Source organism: Rhodococcus sp. UNC23MFCrub1.1 (assembly GCF_000686025.1).
Taxonomy (GTDB): Bacteria; Actinomycetota; Actinomycetes; order Mycobacteriales; family Mycobacteriaceae; genus Rhodococcoides.
Map to the genome: position 1 here is coordinate 167526 of NZ_JMLQ01000007.1, position 14900 is coordinate 182425.

The 14900-nt window shown below is 69.2% G+C and carries 13 protein-coding genes and 1 riboswitch; of the genes, 5 read left to right on the forward strand and 8 right to left on the reverse strand.

Features of this window, described 5'->3' with window-relative positions; translation table 11 throughout:
• The first annotated feature begins 108 nt into the window (after positions 1-108).
• Together BR07_RS0117125 and BR07_RS0117130 are read left to right on the forward strand one after the other, a co-directional pair.
• Positions 109-600, forward strand: a complete 492-nt coding sequence (locus BR07_RS0117125; RefSeq protein WP_027506480.1) for an inorganic diphosphatase — start codon at positions 109-111, stop codon at positions 598-600.
• A 109-nt stretch (positions 601-709) separates the two neighbouring features.
• Positions 710-1162 carry a histidine kinase gene (locus tag BR07_RS0117130; RefSeq protein ID WP_027506481.1) on the forward strand — a complete coding sequence of 151 codons (453 nt, stop codon included), beginning with the start codon at positions 710-712 and terminating at the stop codon, positions 1160-1162.
• 25 nt (positions 1163-1187) lie between these two features.
• On the opposite strand, the gene BR07_RS0117135 is transcribed toward BR07_RS0117130, so the two are convergent.
• Positions 1188-2018, reverse strand: a complete 831-nt coding sequence (locus BR07_RS0117135; protein ID WP_027506482.1) for a crotonase/enoyl-CoA hydratase family protein — start codon at positions 2016-2018, stop codon at positions 1188-1190.
• A 68-nt stretch (positions 2019-2086) separates the two neighbouring features.
• On the opposite strand from BR07_RS0117135, the gene BR07_RS0117140 reads away from it, so the two are divergent.
• On the forward strand, positions 2087-2578 hold the full coding sequence (locus BR07_RS0117140; protein ID WP_027506483.1) for a YbaK/EbsC family protein: 492 nt from the start codon (positions 2087-2089) through the stop codon (positions 2576-2578).
• A gap of 3 nt (positions 2579-2581) precedes the next feature.
• Here BR07_RS0117140 and BR07_RS0117145 read toward each other — a convergent pair whose 3' ends face one another.
• Both BR07_RS0117145 and BR07_RS25210 read right to left on the reverse strand, forming a co-directional pair.
• Positions 2582-2998, reverse strand: coding sequence for a hypothetical protein (locus tag BR07_RS0117145; protein WP_037186306.1), 417 nt, complete (start codon positions 2996-2998; stop codon positions 2582-2584).
• 132 nt (positions 2999-3130) lie between these two features.
• Entirely contained in the window at positions 3131-4384 is a 1254-nt protein-coding gene (locus tag BR07_RS25210; protein WP_081821380.1) for an aminotransferase class V-fold PLP-dependent enzyme, read from the reverse strand.
• A 63-nt stretch (positions 4385-4447) separates the two neighbouring features.
• Positions 4448-4563, reverse strand: a riboswitch (SAM riboswitch).
• Positions 4564-4726: 163 nt separating this feature from the next.
• Between BR07_RS25210 and BR07_RS0117155 the strand changes: the two genes are divergently transcribed.
• Positions 4727-8587, forward strand: coding sequence for a Pls/PosA family non-ribosomal peptide synthetase (locus tag BR07_RS0117155; protein ID WP_027506485.1), 3861 nt, complete (start codon positions 4727-4729; stop codon positions 8585-8587).
• Entirely contained in the window at positions 8587-9885 is a 1299-nt protein-coding gene (locus BR07_RS0117160) for a M1 family metallopeptidase (RefSeq protein WP_051613539.1), read from the forward strand. Before BR07_RS0117155 ends, BR07_RS0117160 begins: the two co-directional genes overlap by 1 nt.
• Here BR07_RS0117160 and BR07_RS0117165 read toward each other — a convergent pair.
• From BR07_RS0117165 to BR07_RS0117185, 5 genes are all read right to left on the reverse strand, one after another.
• Positions 9868-11079: an MFS transporter gene (locus tag BR07_RS0117165; protein ID WP_027506487.1), complete on the reverse strand. Its 1212-nt coding sequence runs from the start codon at positions 11077-11079 to the stop codon at positions 9868-9870. The two genes, BR07_RS0117160 and BR07_RS0117165, sit on opposite strands and share 18 nt — an antisense overlap.
• Positions 11080-11090: 11 nt before the next feature.
• A complete protein-coding gene (locus tag BR07_RS0117170) occupies positions 11091-11747 on the reverse strand; it encodes a GntR family transcriptional regulator (protein WP_037186307.1) in 657 nt (218 codons plus the stop codon).
• Between the two features lie 284 nt (positions 11748-12031).
• Positions 12032-13810: an acyl-CoA dehydrogenase gene (locus tag BR07_RS0117175; protein ID WP_037186309.1), complete on the reverse strand. Its 1779-nt coding sequence runs from the start codon at positions 13808-13810 to the stop codon at positions 12032-12034.
• A gap of 19 nt (positions 13811-13829) precedes the next feature.
• The gene (locus BR07_RS0117180) at positions 13830-14402 is read right to left on the reverse strand and encodes a methylated-DNA--[protein]-cysteine S-methyltransferase (protein ID WP_027506490.1); all 573 of its coding nucleotides are present in this window, start codon (positions 14400-14402) and stop codon (positions 13830-13832) included.
• The gene (locus BR07_RS0117185; RefSeq protein ID WP_027506491.1) at positions 14399-14866 is read right to left on the reverse strand and encodes an RNA polymerase sigma factor; all 468 of its coding nucleotides are present in this window, start codon (positions 14864-14866) and stop codon (positions 14399-14401) included. Before BR07_RS0117185 ends, BR07_RS0117180 begins: the two co-directional genes overlap by 4 nt.
• Positions 14867-14900: the final 34 nt, after the last annotated feature.

Genomic DNA, 14900 nt, shown 5'->3' on the forward strand with positions numbered 1-14900 from the left:
GTTACTGTCTGACCACCGGCGCGTCCTTCGATGCGCCCGACAGACGACTGCACGACAGTACGTGGCCGCCGAGCAGGTAGCCGGGCCACCGAGCAAAGGACAGTGGACGTGAAGTTCGACGTGACCATCGAGATCCCCAAGGGTCAGCGCAACAAGTACGAGGTCGACCACGAGTCCGGGCGAGTACGCCTGGACCGCTACCTCTACACGGCGATGGGCTACCCCGCGGACTACGGCTTCATCGAGAACACCCTCGGTGAGGACGGCGATCCGCTCGACGCGTTCGTCCTGCTGCCGGAGTCCGTGTTCCCCGGTGTCCTCGTCGAGGCCCGCCCCGTGGCGATGTTCAAGATGGTCGACGAGGCCGGCGGCGACGACAAGGTGCTGTGCGTCCCGGCGGGCGATCCGCGGTGGGACCACATCCAGGATCTCTCGGACGTCTCGCAGTTTGAGCTCGACGCGATCGAGCACTTCTTCCTGCACTACAAGGATCTCGAGCCGAACAAGCACGTCACCGGGTCCAACTGGGTCGGCCGCGCCGAGGCCGAGGCGGAGTTCGAGGCATCGGTCGAGCGCCTGAAGAACCAGGGCGACCACTAGAGACCGTCGGAAACCCGGATGCGGTGCTGTCCGCTGATAGCATCGCATCCGCGGTCCCCCGGGCCGTGTCAGGACGAACGAGCCACGACGTAAGGGTGCGGTACCACCGATGAGTGACGCTGTGAGCGACCGGAGAAATCCCACGTCCGAGGCGGTCTCGACCACGACGCAGTTCCCGTCACTGCCGGTGACCGTCGTGCTCGACCGCATTCCGTTGGCCGTCCTCGCCGTCGAGCCCGGCGGCACGGTCGTCTTCGCCAACGAGGCCTTCGACGAACTGATGGGCTTCGACGAGGAGTCCCCCCGGTCGAACGAGACCCTCACACTGCAGGACATCTTCCCGGCCAACGAACCGCTCGGAGTCAACATCGCCGAGACGTTCCTGACCACCGTCGCCACCCGCGCCGACTCGCTCTGGCGCATGACGGACTCGAAGGGCGACATCCTCCAGGTCCGGGCGAGCAAGTCGATCCTGCGCCGCGCTGAGGACTCGGTGGTGCTCGTCGTCCTCGAGGACTTCACCGATCAGCTGTGGAACGACCCGAAGAGCGCCTTCCGCTGATCGGGCCGTTCCACCAGGGTCTCTACTACTTGCCCTGGAACGACGCGGGGCGCTTCTCGAACACCGAGGTGATGGCCTCCGTCAGATCCTCGGACGGCAGGAAAGCTGCGTTCCACGCGGCGACGTAGCGCAGCGAATCCTCCACTGCCGCAACGCGACCGTGGTCGAGAACCGCCTTGATCCCGTGCACCACGAGAGGCGGGTTCGCCGCGATCTCGGTGGCCGTGGCACGCGCTGCGGCGAGCACGGCCTCCGCGTCGTCGAACACGTCGTTGACCAGACCGATCTGCTGCGCCCGGGCACTGTCGATATCTTTTCCGGTCAACGCGAGTTCGCGAAGATGACCGTCGCCGATGATCGCGGGCAGACGGGCGAACGACCCCATGTCCGCCACGATGGCGACCTTCACCTCGCGCACACTGAACTTCGCGTCCGCGCTGGCGTAGCGGATGTCGGCGGCCGAGATGAGATCGATCCCACCGCCGATGCACCACCCCTGCACGGCGGCCACCACGGGCTTGCGGCAGTCGGCCACCGCGTTGATCGACGCCTGCATGCGCTTGATCATGTCGTGGAACGTGCTGCGCGGACCGGCCTGTGCCTTGTCCCCCATGACCGCACCGAAATCGCCTGCCATGGCGGGCAGGTCGAGACCGTAGCTGAAGTTGCGGCCCGAGCCGGCGAGCACGATGGCGCGTACCTCGGGGTCCGCGTCGAGCGCGGAGAAGACGAGAGGCAGTTCCGACCAGAAGTCGGGACCCATCGCATTGCCCTTGTTCGGGCCGATGAGGGTCACCGTCGCGACATGGGCGTCGGTCGTCACCGTGAAGGCTTTCCACGCATCCGTGTGTGTCATCCGGTCAGGATAGCCAGCGCTCCCGCTCACCGGATGTCCCGGCGGCGTGGACTGACTATCCTGCGACCATGACGCGGATCCACCATCCCGCTGCGGCACACGTGTCGGACGTTCTGATCGCCCGAGGTCATCACGGCGTGATCGTGACGCAGTCCGAGCCGACGCACACGGCGCGTCAGGCCGCGGCGGTGAGCGGGGTTCCGCTCGGTGCCGTCTGCAAGTCGCTGGTGTTCCTGCTCGACGACGACCCGGTGTTGCTGCTGGTGTCGGGTGCACACAACGTGGACCTCGATGCCACCGGTCGACGTCTCGAGGGCACGCTGACCCGCGCACCGATCGACGTGGTCGAACACGCCACCGGGCAACCGGTGGGCGGGATCGCTCCCGTGGGCCACCCGACGAATCTGCCGACGTTCGTCGACACGGCGCTGGAACGCTTCGAACGGCTGTGGGCTGCAGCGGGTCACCCCGCGACCCTCTTCCGCACGACCTACCCCGAACTGCTGCGCATCACCGCCGGGCTCGCTGTGGACATGGGCCCCGAGACCCGCGAGGGCTGAGCCTCAGGACGCGCGCAGGCGCCGAACCTCCAGGGCGGGCACCACCTCGGTGGTGATCGCCCGGACGACGGACTCCCGCGTCTGCTCCACCACCGGACGCAGGGTCACGCCGTCCGCCACGTCGACCGTCACGATGTCGGCGACGAGGCCTGCGAGACCCGACGCGGTGCCGACGTACTGCAGAGTGCCGGGGCGAGGCTTGCTGTCCGACGCCAGCACCTCGCGGCGGGCGGTCCGGGCGTCGGCGGCGATGTGCACGTCGATGTCCACCACGACACGAGCCCCGGGGTGCTCGGCCTTGAGGGTCGCGTAGCGGCTCTGGGCCTCGGAGAGATCGGCGGCGGAGAACCGGACGACGTCCGGGGAGGTACCGGAGACGCCGTCGAGGAAGACGAGGGAGTCGGAAGACACCGTGGTCATGAGTTGTCCAGTCAGTCGTGGGTGCAGCGGAGGCTGTGGGGTGAAGTGAGTCGCACGATCACCGGACCGGACAGGCGGTCGAGGTCGCACGGCAGAGGTCGACGTGTCGTCGACCCCACAACCTGCTCCTCGTCATGATGCTGATGCTAACGATCCGGTGGTGACGCGATCCCGCAGTGAGAGGCACGTCACACGCACCGCCTCCACGAACCGATCGACATCGTCGGCGGTGGTCCCCAGCCCGATGCTCGCCCGCACGGCACCGTCGGCCGCGCCGACCCGCGAGAGGAGGGGGTGGGCGCAGAACTTCCCGGCCCGCACCGCGATGCCGTGATCGTCGGCCAGCGCGGTGGCGAGTGCACCCGCGTCGACACCGTCTACGGTGAAGGACACGATGCCGACGATGTCGGCGGAGTCGCTCCACAGGCGGAGGACCGACACACCGGCCAGAGCGGTGAGCCCGCCGAGCAGGGCGTCCGTGCACTCCTGATCGTGAGTGGCGATGGCACCGTGGCCGATCGCGCCGATCTCGTCGCACGCCGCGGCGATCGCGACGGCGCCGAGGAGATTGGGTGTGCCGGCCTCGTGCCGCGCCGGGGACGGCGCCCAGTCGATGTCGACCGACGCACCGAGGACGGACACGTGCCGGGTGGCTCCACCGCCCGCGAGGTACGGCTCGGCCACATCGAGCCAGTCACGCCGTCCTACGAGCACTCCCGCTCCGAAGGGCGCGTACAGCTTGTGACCACTGAAAGCCAGGTAGTCGATGCCCGCCGCGGTGATGTCCACGGCGCGGTGCGGAACGAGTTGCGCACCGTCGACGAGGATGCGGGCACCGTGTCGGTGCGCCAGATCCGCGAGTCGATCGAGGGGCAGGACCTCGCCCGTCACGTTGGAGGCACCCGTGACGGCAAGCAGCGCAGCAGGTCTCGACGCGAGTTCGTCGCCGAGGCGAGTCAGAGTCTCCTCGACCGAGTCCGCCGATCGCACCACCCGGCGGTTCCGCCACGGCAGCAGATTCGCGTGATGCTCGATGTCCAGCACCACCGTGTCCCCGGGAACGCAGCCCGCCAGGAGATTCAGCGCGTCGGTGGTGTTCCGCGTGAACACGACCACGTCGTCGGGATCCGCGCCGCAGAAGCGGTGCACCGTGTTCCGGGCGGACTCGTACTCCCGGGTGCAGACCTGCGACTTGTGGCCGGCGCCGCGGTGCACACTCGCGCAGTGCGGCAACACCTCTCGTACTCGCTCGACCACCGCGTCGAGCGCGGGAGCGCTGGCCGCGTAGTCGAGATCGATGCTGCGAGTGGTGCGGCCGTCGGCACACGTCACCTGCTGGTCGCGGCCGTGCACGGATGCGATCGGGCGCTGCAGAACTGTGGTCATGATGAATCCCTCCGTCGAGGGATCGACGCACGGCACGAGGGCCGCGATCTGACGAGAGGCGTCGATCCGCGCTTGCCGCCTCCGTCGTCGGAGCGCGGCCAGGTCGTCACCCGGAGCACCCCACCGCGGAGGAGGGTTGCCGACCAGCGAGCCGGGGCTTGATGCTGGTACTCGTGACCTGGAAGCAGGATGGCAAACGGTCGCCCGAGTTGTCAACCGGTTCGCCGCACGCGCGCCTGGTCGGCGGAGTTGTTCACCAACCCGCAAACTGGGCGTGCAATAACGTGTCGTCACACCCGCCAGCGTTCCGTCGTCCCTGTTCGATGCGAGAGGCCGTTCGTCTTGTCACTGCAGACCCGTGTTCCCGAGGCCTACCTCCGTTCCTCCGTGGCGGCCCCGGTGCGCACCCTCGTCGACATCCTCGAGGACACCGCGCGGGCATTCCCTCATGCGCCGGCCATCGACGACGGCGACACCACCATCAGTTACAGCGAACTGCTCGACAACATCGACGAGGGCGCTCGGTGGCTGTCCCGACACGGCGTCTGCGCCGGCGATCGCGTCGGGGTCCGCATGCCGTCGGGCAGTTACTCGCTCTACGCGGCCATCCTGTCGGTCATCGCCGCCGGTGCGGCCTACGTCCCGGTGGACGTCGACGACCCGGACGAGCGGGCCGAGCTGGTGTTCTCGGAGGCCGGCGTCACCGCGATCATCGCGGACGGCGGCGTCACCCGAACCGACACCGCGGGGACCGGGCGCGCGGTCGGCCATCCCACACCCGACGACGACGCCTGGGTCATCTTCACCTCGGGCTCGACCGGCAAGCCCAAGGGCGTCGCGGTGAGCAATCGCAACGCGGCGGCGTTCGTGGACGCCGAGGCACGACTGTTCCTGCAGGACCGACCCATGGGCCCGGGCGATCGGGTGCTGGCGGGGCTCTCCGTGGCGTTCGACGCGTCGTGCGAGGAGATGTGGCTCGCCTGGCGCAGTGGCGCGTGCCTCGTTCCCGCGCCGCGCTCCCTCGTACGCAGTGGCATGGACCTCGGCCCCTGGCTCGTCGCACGTGACATCAGCGTGGTGTCGACGGTGCCGACCCTGGCGGCGCTGTGGCCTCGCGAAGCGCTCGAGGACGTCCGGTTGCTCATCTTCGGAGGCGAGGCCTGCCCGCCGGATCTCGCTGAGCGACTGGCTGTTCCGGGCCGCGAGGTCTGGAACACCTACGGGCCCACCGAGGCCACCGTCGTCGCCTGCGCCGCTCTCATGGACGGTGTCGGACCGGTGCGCATCGGGCTGCCGCTCGACGGATGGGACCTCGCCGTCGTGGGCCCGGACGAGGAGCTGGTCGCGGTGGGCGAGGTGGGCGAGCTCGTCATCGGTGGCGTCGGCCTCGCGCGTTACCTCGACCCGGTGAAGGACGCCGAGAAGTACGCTCCCATGGCGACTCTCGGATGGGACCGCGCCTACCGCAGCGGCGATCTCGTGCGGCTCGAGCTCGAGGGGCTGCTCTTCCAGGGCCGCGCCGACGATCAGGTGAAAGTCGGCGGGCGCCGCATCGAGCTCGGTGAGGTGGACAACGCCCTGCAGGCCCTCCCCGGTGTGAGCGGCGCAGCCGCCGCAGTGCGGACCACCGGCTCCGGAACACCCGTGCTGGTGGGCTATCTCGCCAGCACCGACCCGGACTTCGACCTCGTCCGCGCCCGCGAGCTCCTCGCGGAACAGCTTCCCGCCGCGATGGTTCCGCGTCTCGCACTCGTCGACGAACTGCCCACCCGCACCTCCGGCAAGGTCGACCGCGCGGCTCTGCCGTGGCCGCTGCCCAAGCGTGGTTCGACTCCGGACGACGCCTCTCTCGCCGGGACCGCCGGCTGGGTGGCCGAGCTGTGGAGCGACGTGCTGGGCGCCGAGATCGAATCGCTGGACGCGGACTTCTTCGCTGCCGGTGGCGGATCGCTCTCGGCCGCACTGCTCGTGACTCGATTGCGCGAGCGTTTCCCCGAGATCACGGTCGCGCAGCTCTACGACCATCCGCGACTCGGCTCGCTCGTCGCGTTGCTCGACTCGCTCGTCCCCCCGCCGGTGACCGAGAAGCGCATCGTCGTCCCCACACCCCGGACGGCCCAGGTGGTGCAGGTCCTCGCGACCCTGCCGCTGACGACGCTGACCGGGCTGCAGTGGGTGACCTGGCTCGGCATCATGGCGAACACGTTCAGCTGGTTCGCTCCCCGCCCCTGGCTGCCGACGGTGTCCTGGTGGTGGCTCGCGCTCGGGTTCCTGCTGTTCGTGACGCCCGTGGGCCGGATGGCGATCTCCGTCGCCGGATCACGGCTCCTCATGCGCGGCGTCACGGAGGGCGCCCATCCGCGCGGCGGCAGCGTGCACCTCCGGCTGTGGACCGCCAACCGGTTGACCGACGCCAGCGGTGCCTCGAACCTGTCGGGCGCGCCGTGGATGGTCTACTACGCCCGCGCACTCGGTGCGACGGTCGGCCGCGACGTCGATCTGCACACCCTGCCTCCGGTGACCGGCATGCTGACTCTCGGTGACGGCTGCTCGCTCGAGCCCGAGGTCGATCTGTCCGGCTACTGGATCGACGGCGACGTCGTGCACATCGGCTCGATCGAAGTCGGCGCCGGCGCCACGGTGGGTGCGCGGTCGACCCTGCTCCCCGGAGCCAGGATCGGCCGCCGCGCCGAGATCACCGCGGGGTCGGCCGTCTCCGGCAAGGTCAAGGCCGGTCAGCAGTGGTCCGGCTCGCCCGCCGCGAAGGTCGGCAAGGCGATGCACCCGTGGCCCGACGAGGCGCCGCCGCGCGGTCGCGGCTGGGTGCCCGTCTACGGCGTGACGTCGCTGTTGCTGTCGGGACTTCCCCTCCTGTCCATTGCCGCGGGCCTGCTCCTCGTCGCTGTCGGAGTCGCGCACGCGACCACACTGCGCGGTGCGATCGGCCTCGGGCTGGCGCTGCTCGCTCCCGCCACCGCGGTGTCGTTGCTCGTCTTCGCAGCGGTCACGCTCGTGTCCGTGCGGTTGCTGTCGATCGGGCTGATTCCCGGCCACCACGCGGTACGCAGTCGCATCGGCTGGCAGGTGTGGGCCACCGAACGCCTGATGGACTCGGCCCGTACGTTCCTCTTCCCGCTCTACGCGAGTCTGCTCACTCCGGGATGGCTCCGGCTGCTCGGCGCGACCATCGGCAAGGACGTGGAGGCGTCGACGGTCCTGATGGTCCCGAAGTTCACGACAGTCGGCGACGGTGCGTTCCTGGCGGACGACACCATGATCGCCAGCTACGAGCTCGGCGGCGGCTGGATGCTGCTCGGCGAGGCCAAGGTGGGCAAGCGTGCGTTCCTCGGCAACTCCGGCATGGCGGCCGCGGGTCGACGCGTGCCGAAGAACGGCCTCGTCGCCGTGCTGTCGGCCGCACCCGCCAAGGCGAAGTCGGGATCGTCGTGGCTCGGCAGCCCGCCGGTGCGCCTGCGCCGAGCGCCCAACTCGTCCGACACCACCCGCACCTTCGACCCGCCGCGGCGACTCAAGATCGCCCGCGCCGTGGTCGAGACCTGTCGACTCGTGCCCGTCGTCGTGTCGTTCGGCATCGGGTTCGGCGTGCTCGCCGCCCTGACCTGGATCGCCGGAACGCTGGGCTACGGGGCCGCCGCCCTGCTCAGCGGCGTCGTGTTGCTGATCGCCGGCGCAGTCGCGGCCGGAATCTCCGCCGTCGCCAAGTGGTCGCTCGTCGGCCGCATCGGTGCGGTGGAGCACCCGCTGTGGAGTTCGTTCGTGTGGCGCAACGAAGTGGCCGACACGTTCGTCGAGGTCGTCGCCGCCCCGTGGTTCGCCCGCGCCGCCGAGGGAACCCCGGTGCTGAACCTGTGGCTGCGCTGGCTCGGCGCCCACATCGGGAAGGGAGTCTGGTGTGAGACCTACTGGCTGCCGGAGGCCGACCTCATCACGCTCGGCGACGGTGCCACCGTCAACAGAGGGTGCGTCGTGCAGACACATCTGTTCCATGATCGGATCATGAGCATGGACACGGTGAGTTTGGGGGCGGGAGCCACGCTGGGCCCGCATTGCGTCGCACTGCCCGCAGCGGGAATCGGGGCGGGTGCCACGGTCGGACCGGCCTCGCTGGTCATGCGCGGCGACACCGTCCCCGAGTCGAGCCGGTGGCAGGGCAACCCCATCGCACCCTGGACCGACAAGTGATGCCGGACTCTCCCATCGACCCGTACCTGCCGCAGAACGGCAACCGCGGGTACTCGGTCGAGCGATACGCCCTCGACCTCGAGTACAAGGTGCAGTCGAACCGCCTGTCCGGCAAGGCCGTCGTGCATGCGGTGGCCACCCGGTCGATCACCAAGTTCTCACTCGACATGGGTCCGGCCCTCACCCCGTCCAAGGTGAGTGTCGCCGGAATGCGCGGTGTCCGGTTCACCCATCGGGGCGGCAAGCTGACGGTCACGCTGCAGCGTGCCATCGACGAGGGCGCCTCCTTCACGGCCACCGTCGCCTACAGCGGCAACCCCGCACCGATTCGCAGCGTGTGGGGTGAGGTCGGGTGGGAGGAGCTCACCGACGGCGCCCTCGTCGCGAGCCAACCCAACGGCGCCGCATCGTGGTTCCCGTGCGACGACCATCCCAGTTCCAAAGCGGCGTACACCATCTCGATCACTGCCGACTCCCCGTACCACGTCGTCTCGAACGGGACACTGACGCGGAAGTACGTGAAGTCCTCGCGCACCACCTGGGTGTACGACCAGCCCGAACCGATGGCGTCGTACCTCGCGACCGTGCAGATCGGCCAGTACGAGAAGCACCGGGTCAGCGACTCCCCCGTGCCGATCGACGCGATCCTGCCGGCGCGTCTGCGCCAGAACTTCGATCACGACTTCGGCCGTCAGCAGCAGATGATGGAGACGTTCGTCGAGTCGTTCGGCCCCTATCCGTTCGAGTCGTACTCCGTCGTCGTCACCGACGACGAGTTGGAGATCCCCGTCGAGGCACAGACGCTGTCGATCTTCGGCGCCAATCACTGTGACGGCGACCGCGAGTACGAGCGACTCGTCGCCCACGAACTGGCGCACCAGTGGTTCGGCAACAGCCTCACCATCGCGCGGTGGAGCGACATCTGGTTGCACGAGGGCTTCGCCTGCTACTCCGAGTGGATCTGGTCGGAGAGCTCGGGCGGACCGTCCGCGCACCAGGAGGCCACCCGCGCACACAGCCGCCTGTCGTCCCTGCCGCAGGACATCGTGCTGGGAGATCCAGGACCGGAGGACATGTTCGACGACCGCGTGTACAAGCGCGGAGCCCTTGCCCTGCACGCACTTCGGCGCACCATCGGCAACGCGGCGTTCTTCGATCTGATCCGCGAGTGGACCACGACCTTCCGCCACGCCACCGTGGCGACGTCGGACTTCGTCGGGTTGGCGAAGCAGTACGGCAGCACCGACGAGTTCTGGGAGTCCTGGCTCGAGAAGAAGCGGCTACCCCGACTGCCCTGACGGCAGGTGCGACCGCGTTCTCGTCGCGACGAGCACCAATGACACCGCGGCGAGAACCGCACCGGCCGTGAACAGTTCGGGGTAGGTGATCGCGTCGGGGAACTCCTGCACGAGCAGCGCCAGAATCGCCGGCACCGCGAAGCCGAGATAGGTCACCGAGTAGAACACCGCGGTGAGTCCGGCCAGATCACGCGGTCCCGCGATGCGCTGCACCTCCTGCAGGCCCGACACCATCGCCATGCCGTAGCCGCACCCGAGCACCGCGGCGGCGAGCAGCGCCATCGGGATCGTCAGCACGTCGGCGGCGACCGAGACCAGCACCATGCCGACGACGATGATGCCCAGCGCGACCAGGACGGCGCGCGCACTCGACGCGGTGTCGATGCGTCGGCCGACGGCCTGGATGGCGAAGCCGGACGACAGCGCGACCACGCCGAGCAGTGCGGAGAACGCGATGGGGAACGCGCCGGAGTGGTCGGCCATCAGACCGGGCAGCACTGCGTACGCGACGCTGGCCGCGCCGAAGACCCACGGCGCCATGGGAAGAACGACGGACACGAACCGACGGTGACCCGCCGACGGGATGCGCAGATCGGACAGCAGCGAGGCGCCGTCCACCGCGCGCGCTCGCGTCTCGGGCACCCCGAGCAGGGCCACGGTGGCCAGTGCTGCCAACGCGACGTGCACCAGGTACGGCAGCACCTCGGGCCACGGCGCCCACTGCGCGAGCACGCCGGCGACCCCCGCGCCCGTGGCGAATCCGCCCGTGAGCGACATGGCGGCACGGCGGGCACCCGAGCCGTCCGCGGACAGCTCCTTCAACCAACTGCCGCCGACGGCCATACCCAGCCCCAACGCGATGCCGCTGAGCACGCGGCCGGTCGCGAGGATCGGGGCCGAGTGCGCGCCGAGGGCGATGACGAGAGATCCCGCGGCGGCGACGGCCGGCGCGGGCACCATGAGCGGCCGCCGTCCGTAGCGATCCGAGAGCGGGCCCCCGATCAGCAGGGCCGGCACGATGCCGACGACGTAGGCGAAGAGGAACACGTCGACGACGACGGGTGAGAAGCCGTGACCCTCGCGGTACATCACGAGGAGCGGCGTGAACTCGTTGCCGCCCCAGGCGACGGCGAGCATGCCGAGCGCCACGGGCAGCCAGGTGCGGGTGGTGGTCGTGCGGTCGAGAACGGTCATGGTGGGGTCCTTCAGCGGATTCCACGCGGCAGCGCGTGCGTGGCTGCCATGTGGAGGGAGAGGGCGTCGTCGTACGCGGCGACGTCGCCCTGCTCGACGAGTGCGGTGAGACGGGTGTGGTCGCCGATGATCGACGCCAACACGTCCGGATTGCGCGCCACGGAGTTCGCGGTCATGCGGCGCTGCCGGTCGCGCAATCCTGAGTAGAAGGTCGACAGCAGCGGGTTGTCCCCGTGCGTGACGACGATGGTGTGGAAGTCTGCGTCCTCGGCAGCGAAGCCGAGGGAGTCGCCCGCCTCCGCGAGAACGCGCTGCCGGTCGAGGCTCTCGCGCATCTGTGCGGCGGCGGAGGCCCGGCTGCCCGGATCCTGTGCGAACGCCTCGAGCGATCCGGTCTCGACGAGTCGACGGGCGGCGACGAGATGGGTGGCCTCGTCGGGGGCGACGGGAACCACGAGGGCCCCGCGCTTGGGGTAGAGCCGCATCCATCCTTCGGCCGCGAGCCTGAGGAAGGCCTCACGGACCGGGGTGCGGCTGGTGCCGGTGCGCTCGGCGATCTGCCCCTCGCTGATCAGCTCCCCGCCCGGCAGCTCGCCGGAGACGATGAGCTCCTTGACCGTCGCGTACGCCCGGTCGGACGACGTCTCGGTTGCATCTGTGTTGCGCACATCTTGTATCTAAGCAGTCGCTGCGCGACCTGACCAGGTAGGTGTGACTGGGATTACTGGGTACCGTCGCCGGGCGTCCGGGCGCTGCGCGCGGTGGTGTGCGCAGGTTGGACGGTGCGCGCAACACCGCGCGGTGCGCCAGGCACACCCGTGATCAGGCACGCACCGCACCACCCGCGATGCGGTGCCTCCCCACGCGCAGCGCCCGACTCTCTGCGCACGCTGAACGGTGCGCGCAACACCGCGCGGTGTGCCCGGCAGCACCCCACCCGGCAAGCGCTGCCCTACAGAACCGAGGTGTCGAGGTCCAGCGTCGTACGGTCCAGGTTCTCGAGCAGGTCGAACTGTGGGCCCGTCTTGGGGAGCTCGTACCGGAAGAAGTACTGCGCCGCGACACGCTTGCCGTCGTAGAAGGCGCCTTCCTTGTCGCCGATCGCGCGGAGCTGGTCGAGCCAGAGCCACGCGACGACCACGTGACCGGTCGCCTCGAGGTACGCGGACGAGTTGGCCAGCGCCACCTCGGCGTCGCCCTGACCCCACAGCGTGCCGGTGACGGCCACGAGGCGATCCACTGCCGCTCGCAGGGCGTCGGCGTACTCGCCCGACATCGCGTCGATGGTCTCCGTGATGGTCTCGACGAGGAGCTGGAGCCCTCGGCCGCCCTGCGCGACGACCTTGCGTCCGAGGAGGTCGAGGCCCTGGATGCCGTTCGTTCCCTCGTGGATGGGGTTGAGGCGGTTGTCGCGGTAGAACTGCTCGACGTTGTAGTCGCGGGTGTAGCCGTACCCGCCGTGCACCTGGATCGCGAGATTGTTGGCTTCGAGGCACCACTGCGACGGCCACGCCTTGGCGATGGGGGTGAGCACGTCGAGGAGGAACCCGGCGCGATCCGCCGAGTCCTGCTCGCCGGTGATCTGCTCGTCGACCAGCCGGGAGCAGTACAGACCCAGGGCCAGACCGCCCTCGACGTAGGACTTCTGCGCGAGCAGCATGCGACGCACGTCGGAGTGGTCGATGATCGGCACCTGCGGGGCAGCCGGATCCTTGTCACCGACGGGCCGGCCCTGTGCACGGTCCCGGGCGTACGCCACCGAGTGCAGGTAGCCGGTGTAGCCCAGCGCGGTCGCGCCCATGCCGACGCCGATGCGCGCCTCGTTCATCATCTTGAACATGTACGACAGGCCCTTGTGCGGCTCGCCGACGAGATAGCCTGTGGCGCCGCCGTTCTCGCCGAACGCGAGGAGCGTGTTGGTGGTTCCGCGGTACCCCATCTTGTGGTTCAGGCCGACGAGGTTCACGTCGTTGCGCTCGCCCAGCGACCCGTCTGCGTTCACCAGCGTCTTGGGCACGACGAAGAGCGAGATGCCCTTCACGCCCGCCGGACCGCCGGGGATCTTGGCGAGGACGAGGTGCACGATGTTCTCACCGAGTTCGTGCTCGCCGCCCGAGATCCACATCTTGGTTCCGGTCACCGCGTAGGTGCCGTCACCCTGCTCGACGGCCTTGGTGGTGATGTAGGCGAGCGACGATCCGGCACCGGGCTCGGACAGGCACATGGTCCCGTGGAAACGGCCTTCGAGCATGGGCCGGACATAGGCGTCGACCAACTCCTCGCTGCCGTACTCGATGAGGAGATTGGCGTTGCCGATCGTGAGGAAGGGATAGGTCGCGGTGCCGGTGTTCGCGGCCTGGAACCACGCGAGCGACGCCTTCGACACCGTGGTCGGCAGCTGCATGCCGCCGAGCGAGTCGTCGAACTGCCCGGAGATGAGGCCGGCGTCGTTGAACACCTTCAGCGCCTGCTCGACCTCGGGAATCAGGACGACCTTGCCGTCCTCGCCGACGTGCGGCTCGTTCGCGTCCGCCTTCTTGTTGTGCGGCGCGAAGTGCTTCACCGCGATCTGCTCGCTGAGCTCCATCACCGCGTCGAACGTCTCCCGGGAATGATCGGAGAAGCGCTTCCGCTCGGTCAACGACTCGACGTCGAGCCATTCGTAGAGGAGGAACTCGAGATCGCGACGAGACAGAACGAGGTGCGCGGGAACATCAGCAGCAGAGGACATGCTTCGAGACTAATACCGCCTAGTAGTTCTGTGTCTCGAGCTCGAGCAGAAGCTGCTTGGCGGCCTCACCGCCGGCGTAGCGACCGGGCGTTCCGTCCGACCGCACCACGCGATGACATGGGATGACCAGGGGCAGCGGATTGCGCGCGCAGGCCGATCCCACGGCGCGGACGGCCTTCGGGCTGGCCGTCTCCGCGGCCACGGCGGCGTAGCTCCGGGTCTCGCCGTAGGGGATGCGCTGGAGATGCGTCAGGACGTCGCGACGGAACCCTGCAGCGAGGCGCAGATCCAGGTCGACGTCGACGACGCGGGACGTCCCGGCGAAGAACGCGTCGAGCCCGCGGACCACCGGGTCGAGCCGGGCCGGCGCTCGGAGCACGCGTGGACTGATGCGGGTGGCCAGCGTCTGCAGGACCGTGTCGTGGTTCTCGACGTCGAAGGCCACGCGCACGACACCTCGCTCGGTGGCCGCCACGAGGAGCGTGCCGACGGGTGAGTCGAGGGTGCGGTACGCGACGTCGAGCAGTCCTTCCTCGGCGGCGCGGTGCGTCAGTCGCTCGTGGAGCGCGGTCAGTTCGGCGGCGGTGGTCACAGCAGCTCACTCCTCGTGGTCGTGCGGCGCAGCGTCGCGATGCCGTCGGCACAGGCACGCCGGGCGGCGGTGGTCGAATTACCCAGCAGCGCAGCGACGTCCGCATGAGGGAGCCCCCCGATGTGGTGGTACGCGACGGCCAGTCGCTGAGTGTCGGGCAGGGCCGCGACCGCGGACCACAGGGCGTGATTCTCGTCGGGCACCATCGTGGCGACGTCCGGAACTGAATCGGTAGGCACGGGCCGACGAGCTGCCGCGCGATGAACGTCGACGGCCTTGCGGTGCGCGATGGTCACCAGCCAGGCCTGCACGTTCGCGTCCTCGGGCAGGTCGGGGTACGCCCGGAGTGCGGCGAGGAAGGTCTCCGACCACGCGTCGTCGGCGTCGACGGGACCGACCACGGCGCGACAGACCCGCAGCACCACGGGGCCGTGGGTGGCCACGACGGTCTCGAACGGAAGCATCACGATCAGTAAACGCGTGAGGGCGGCGGAACGT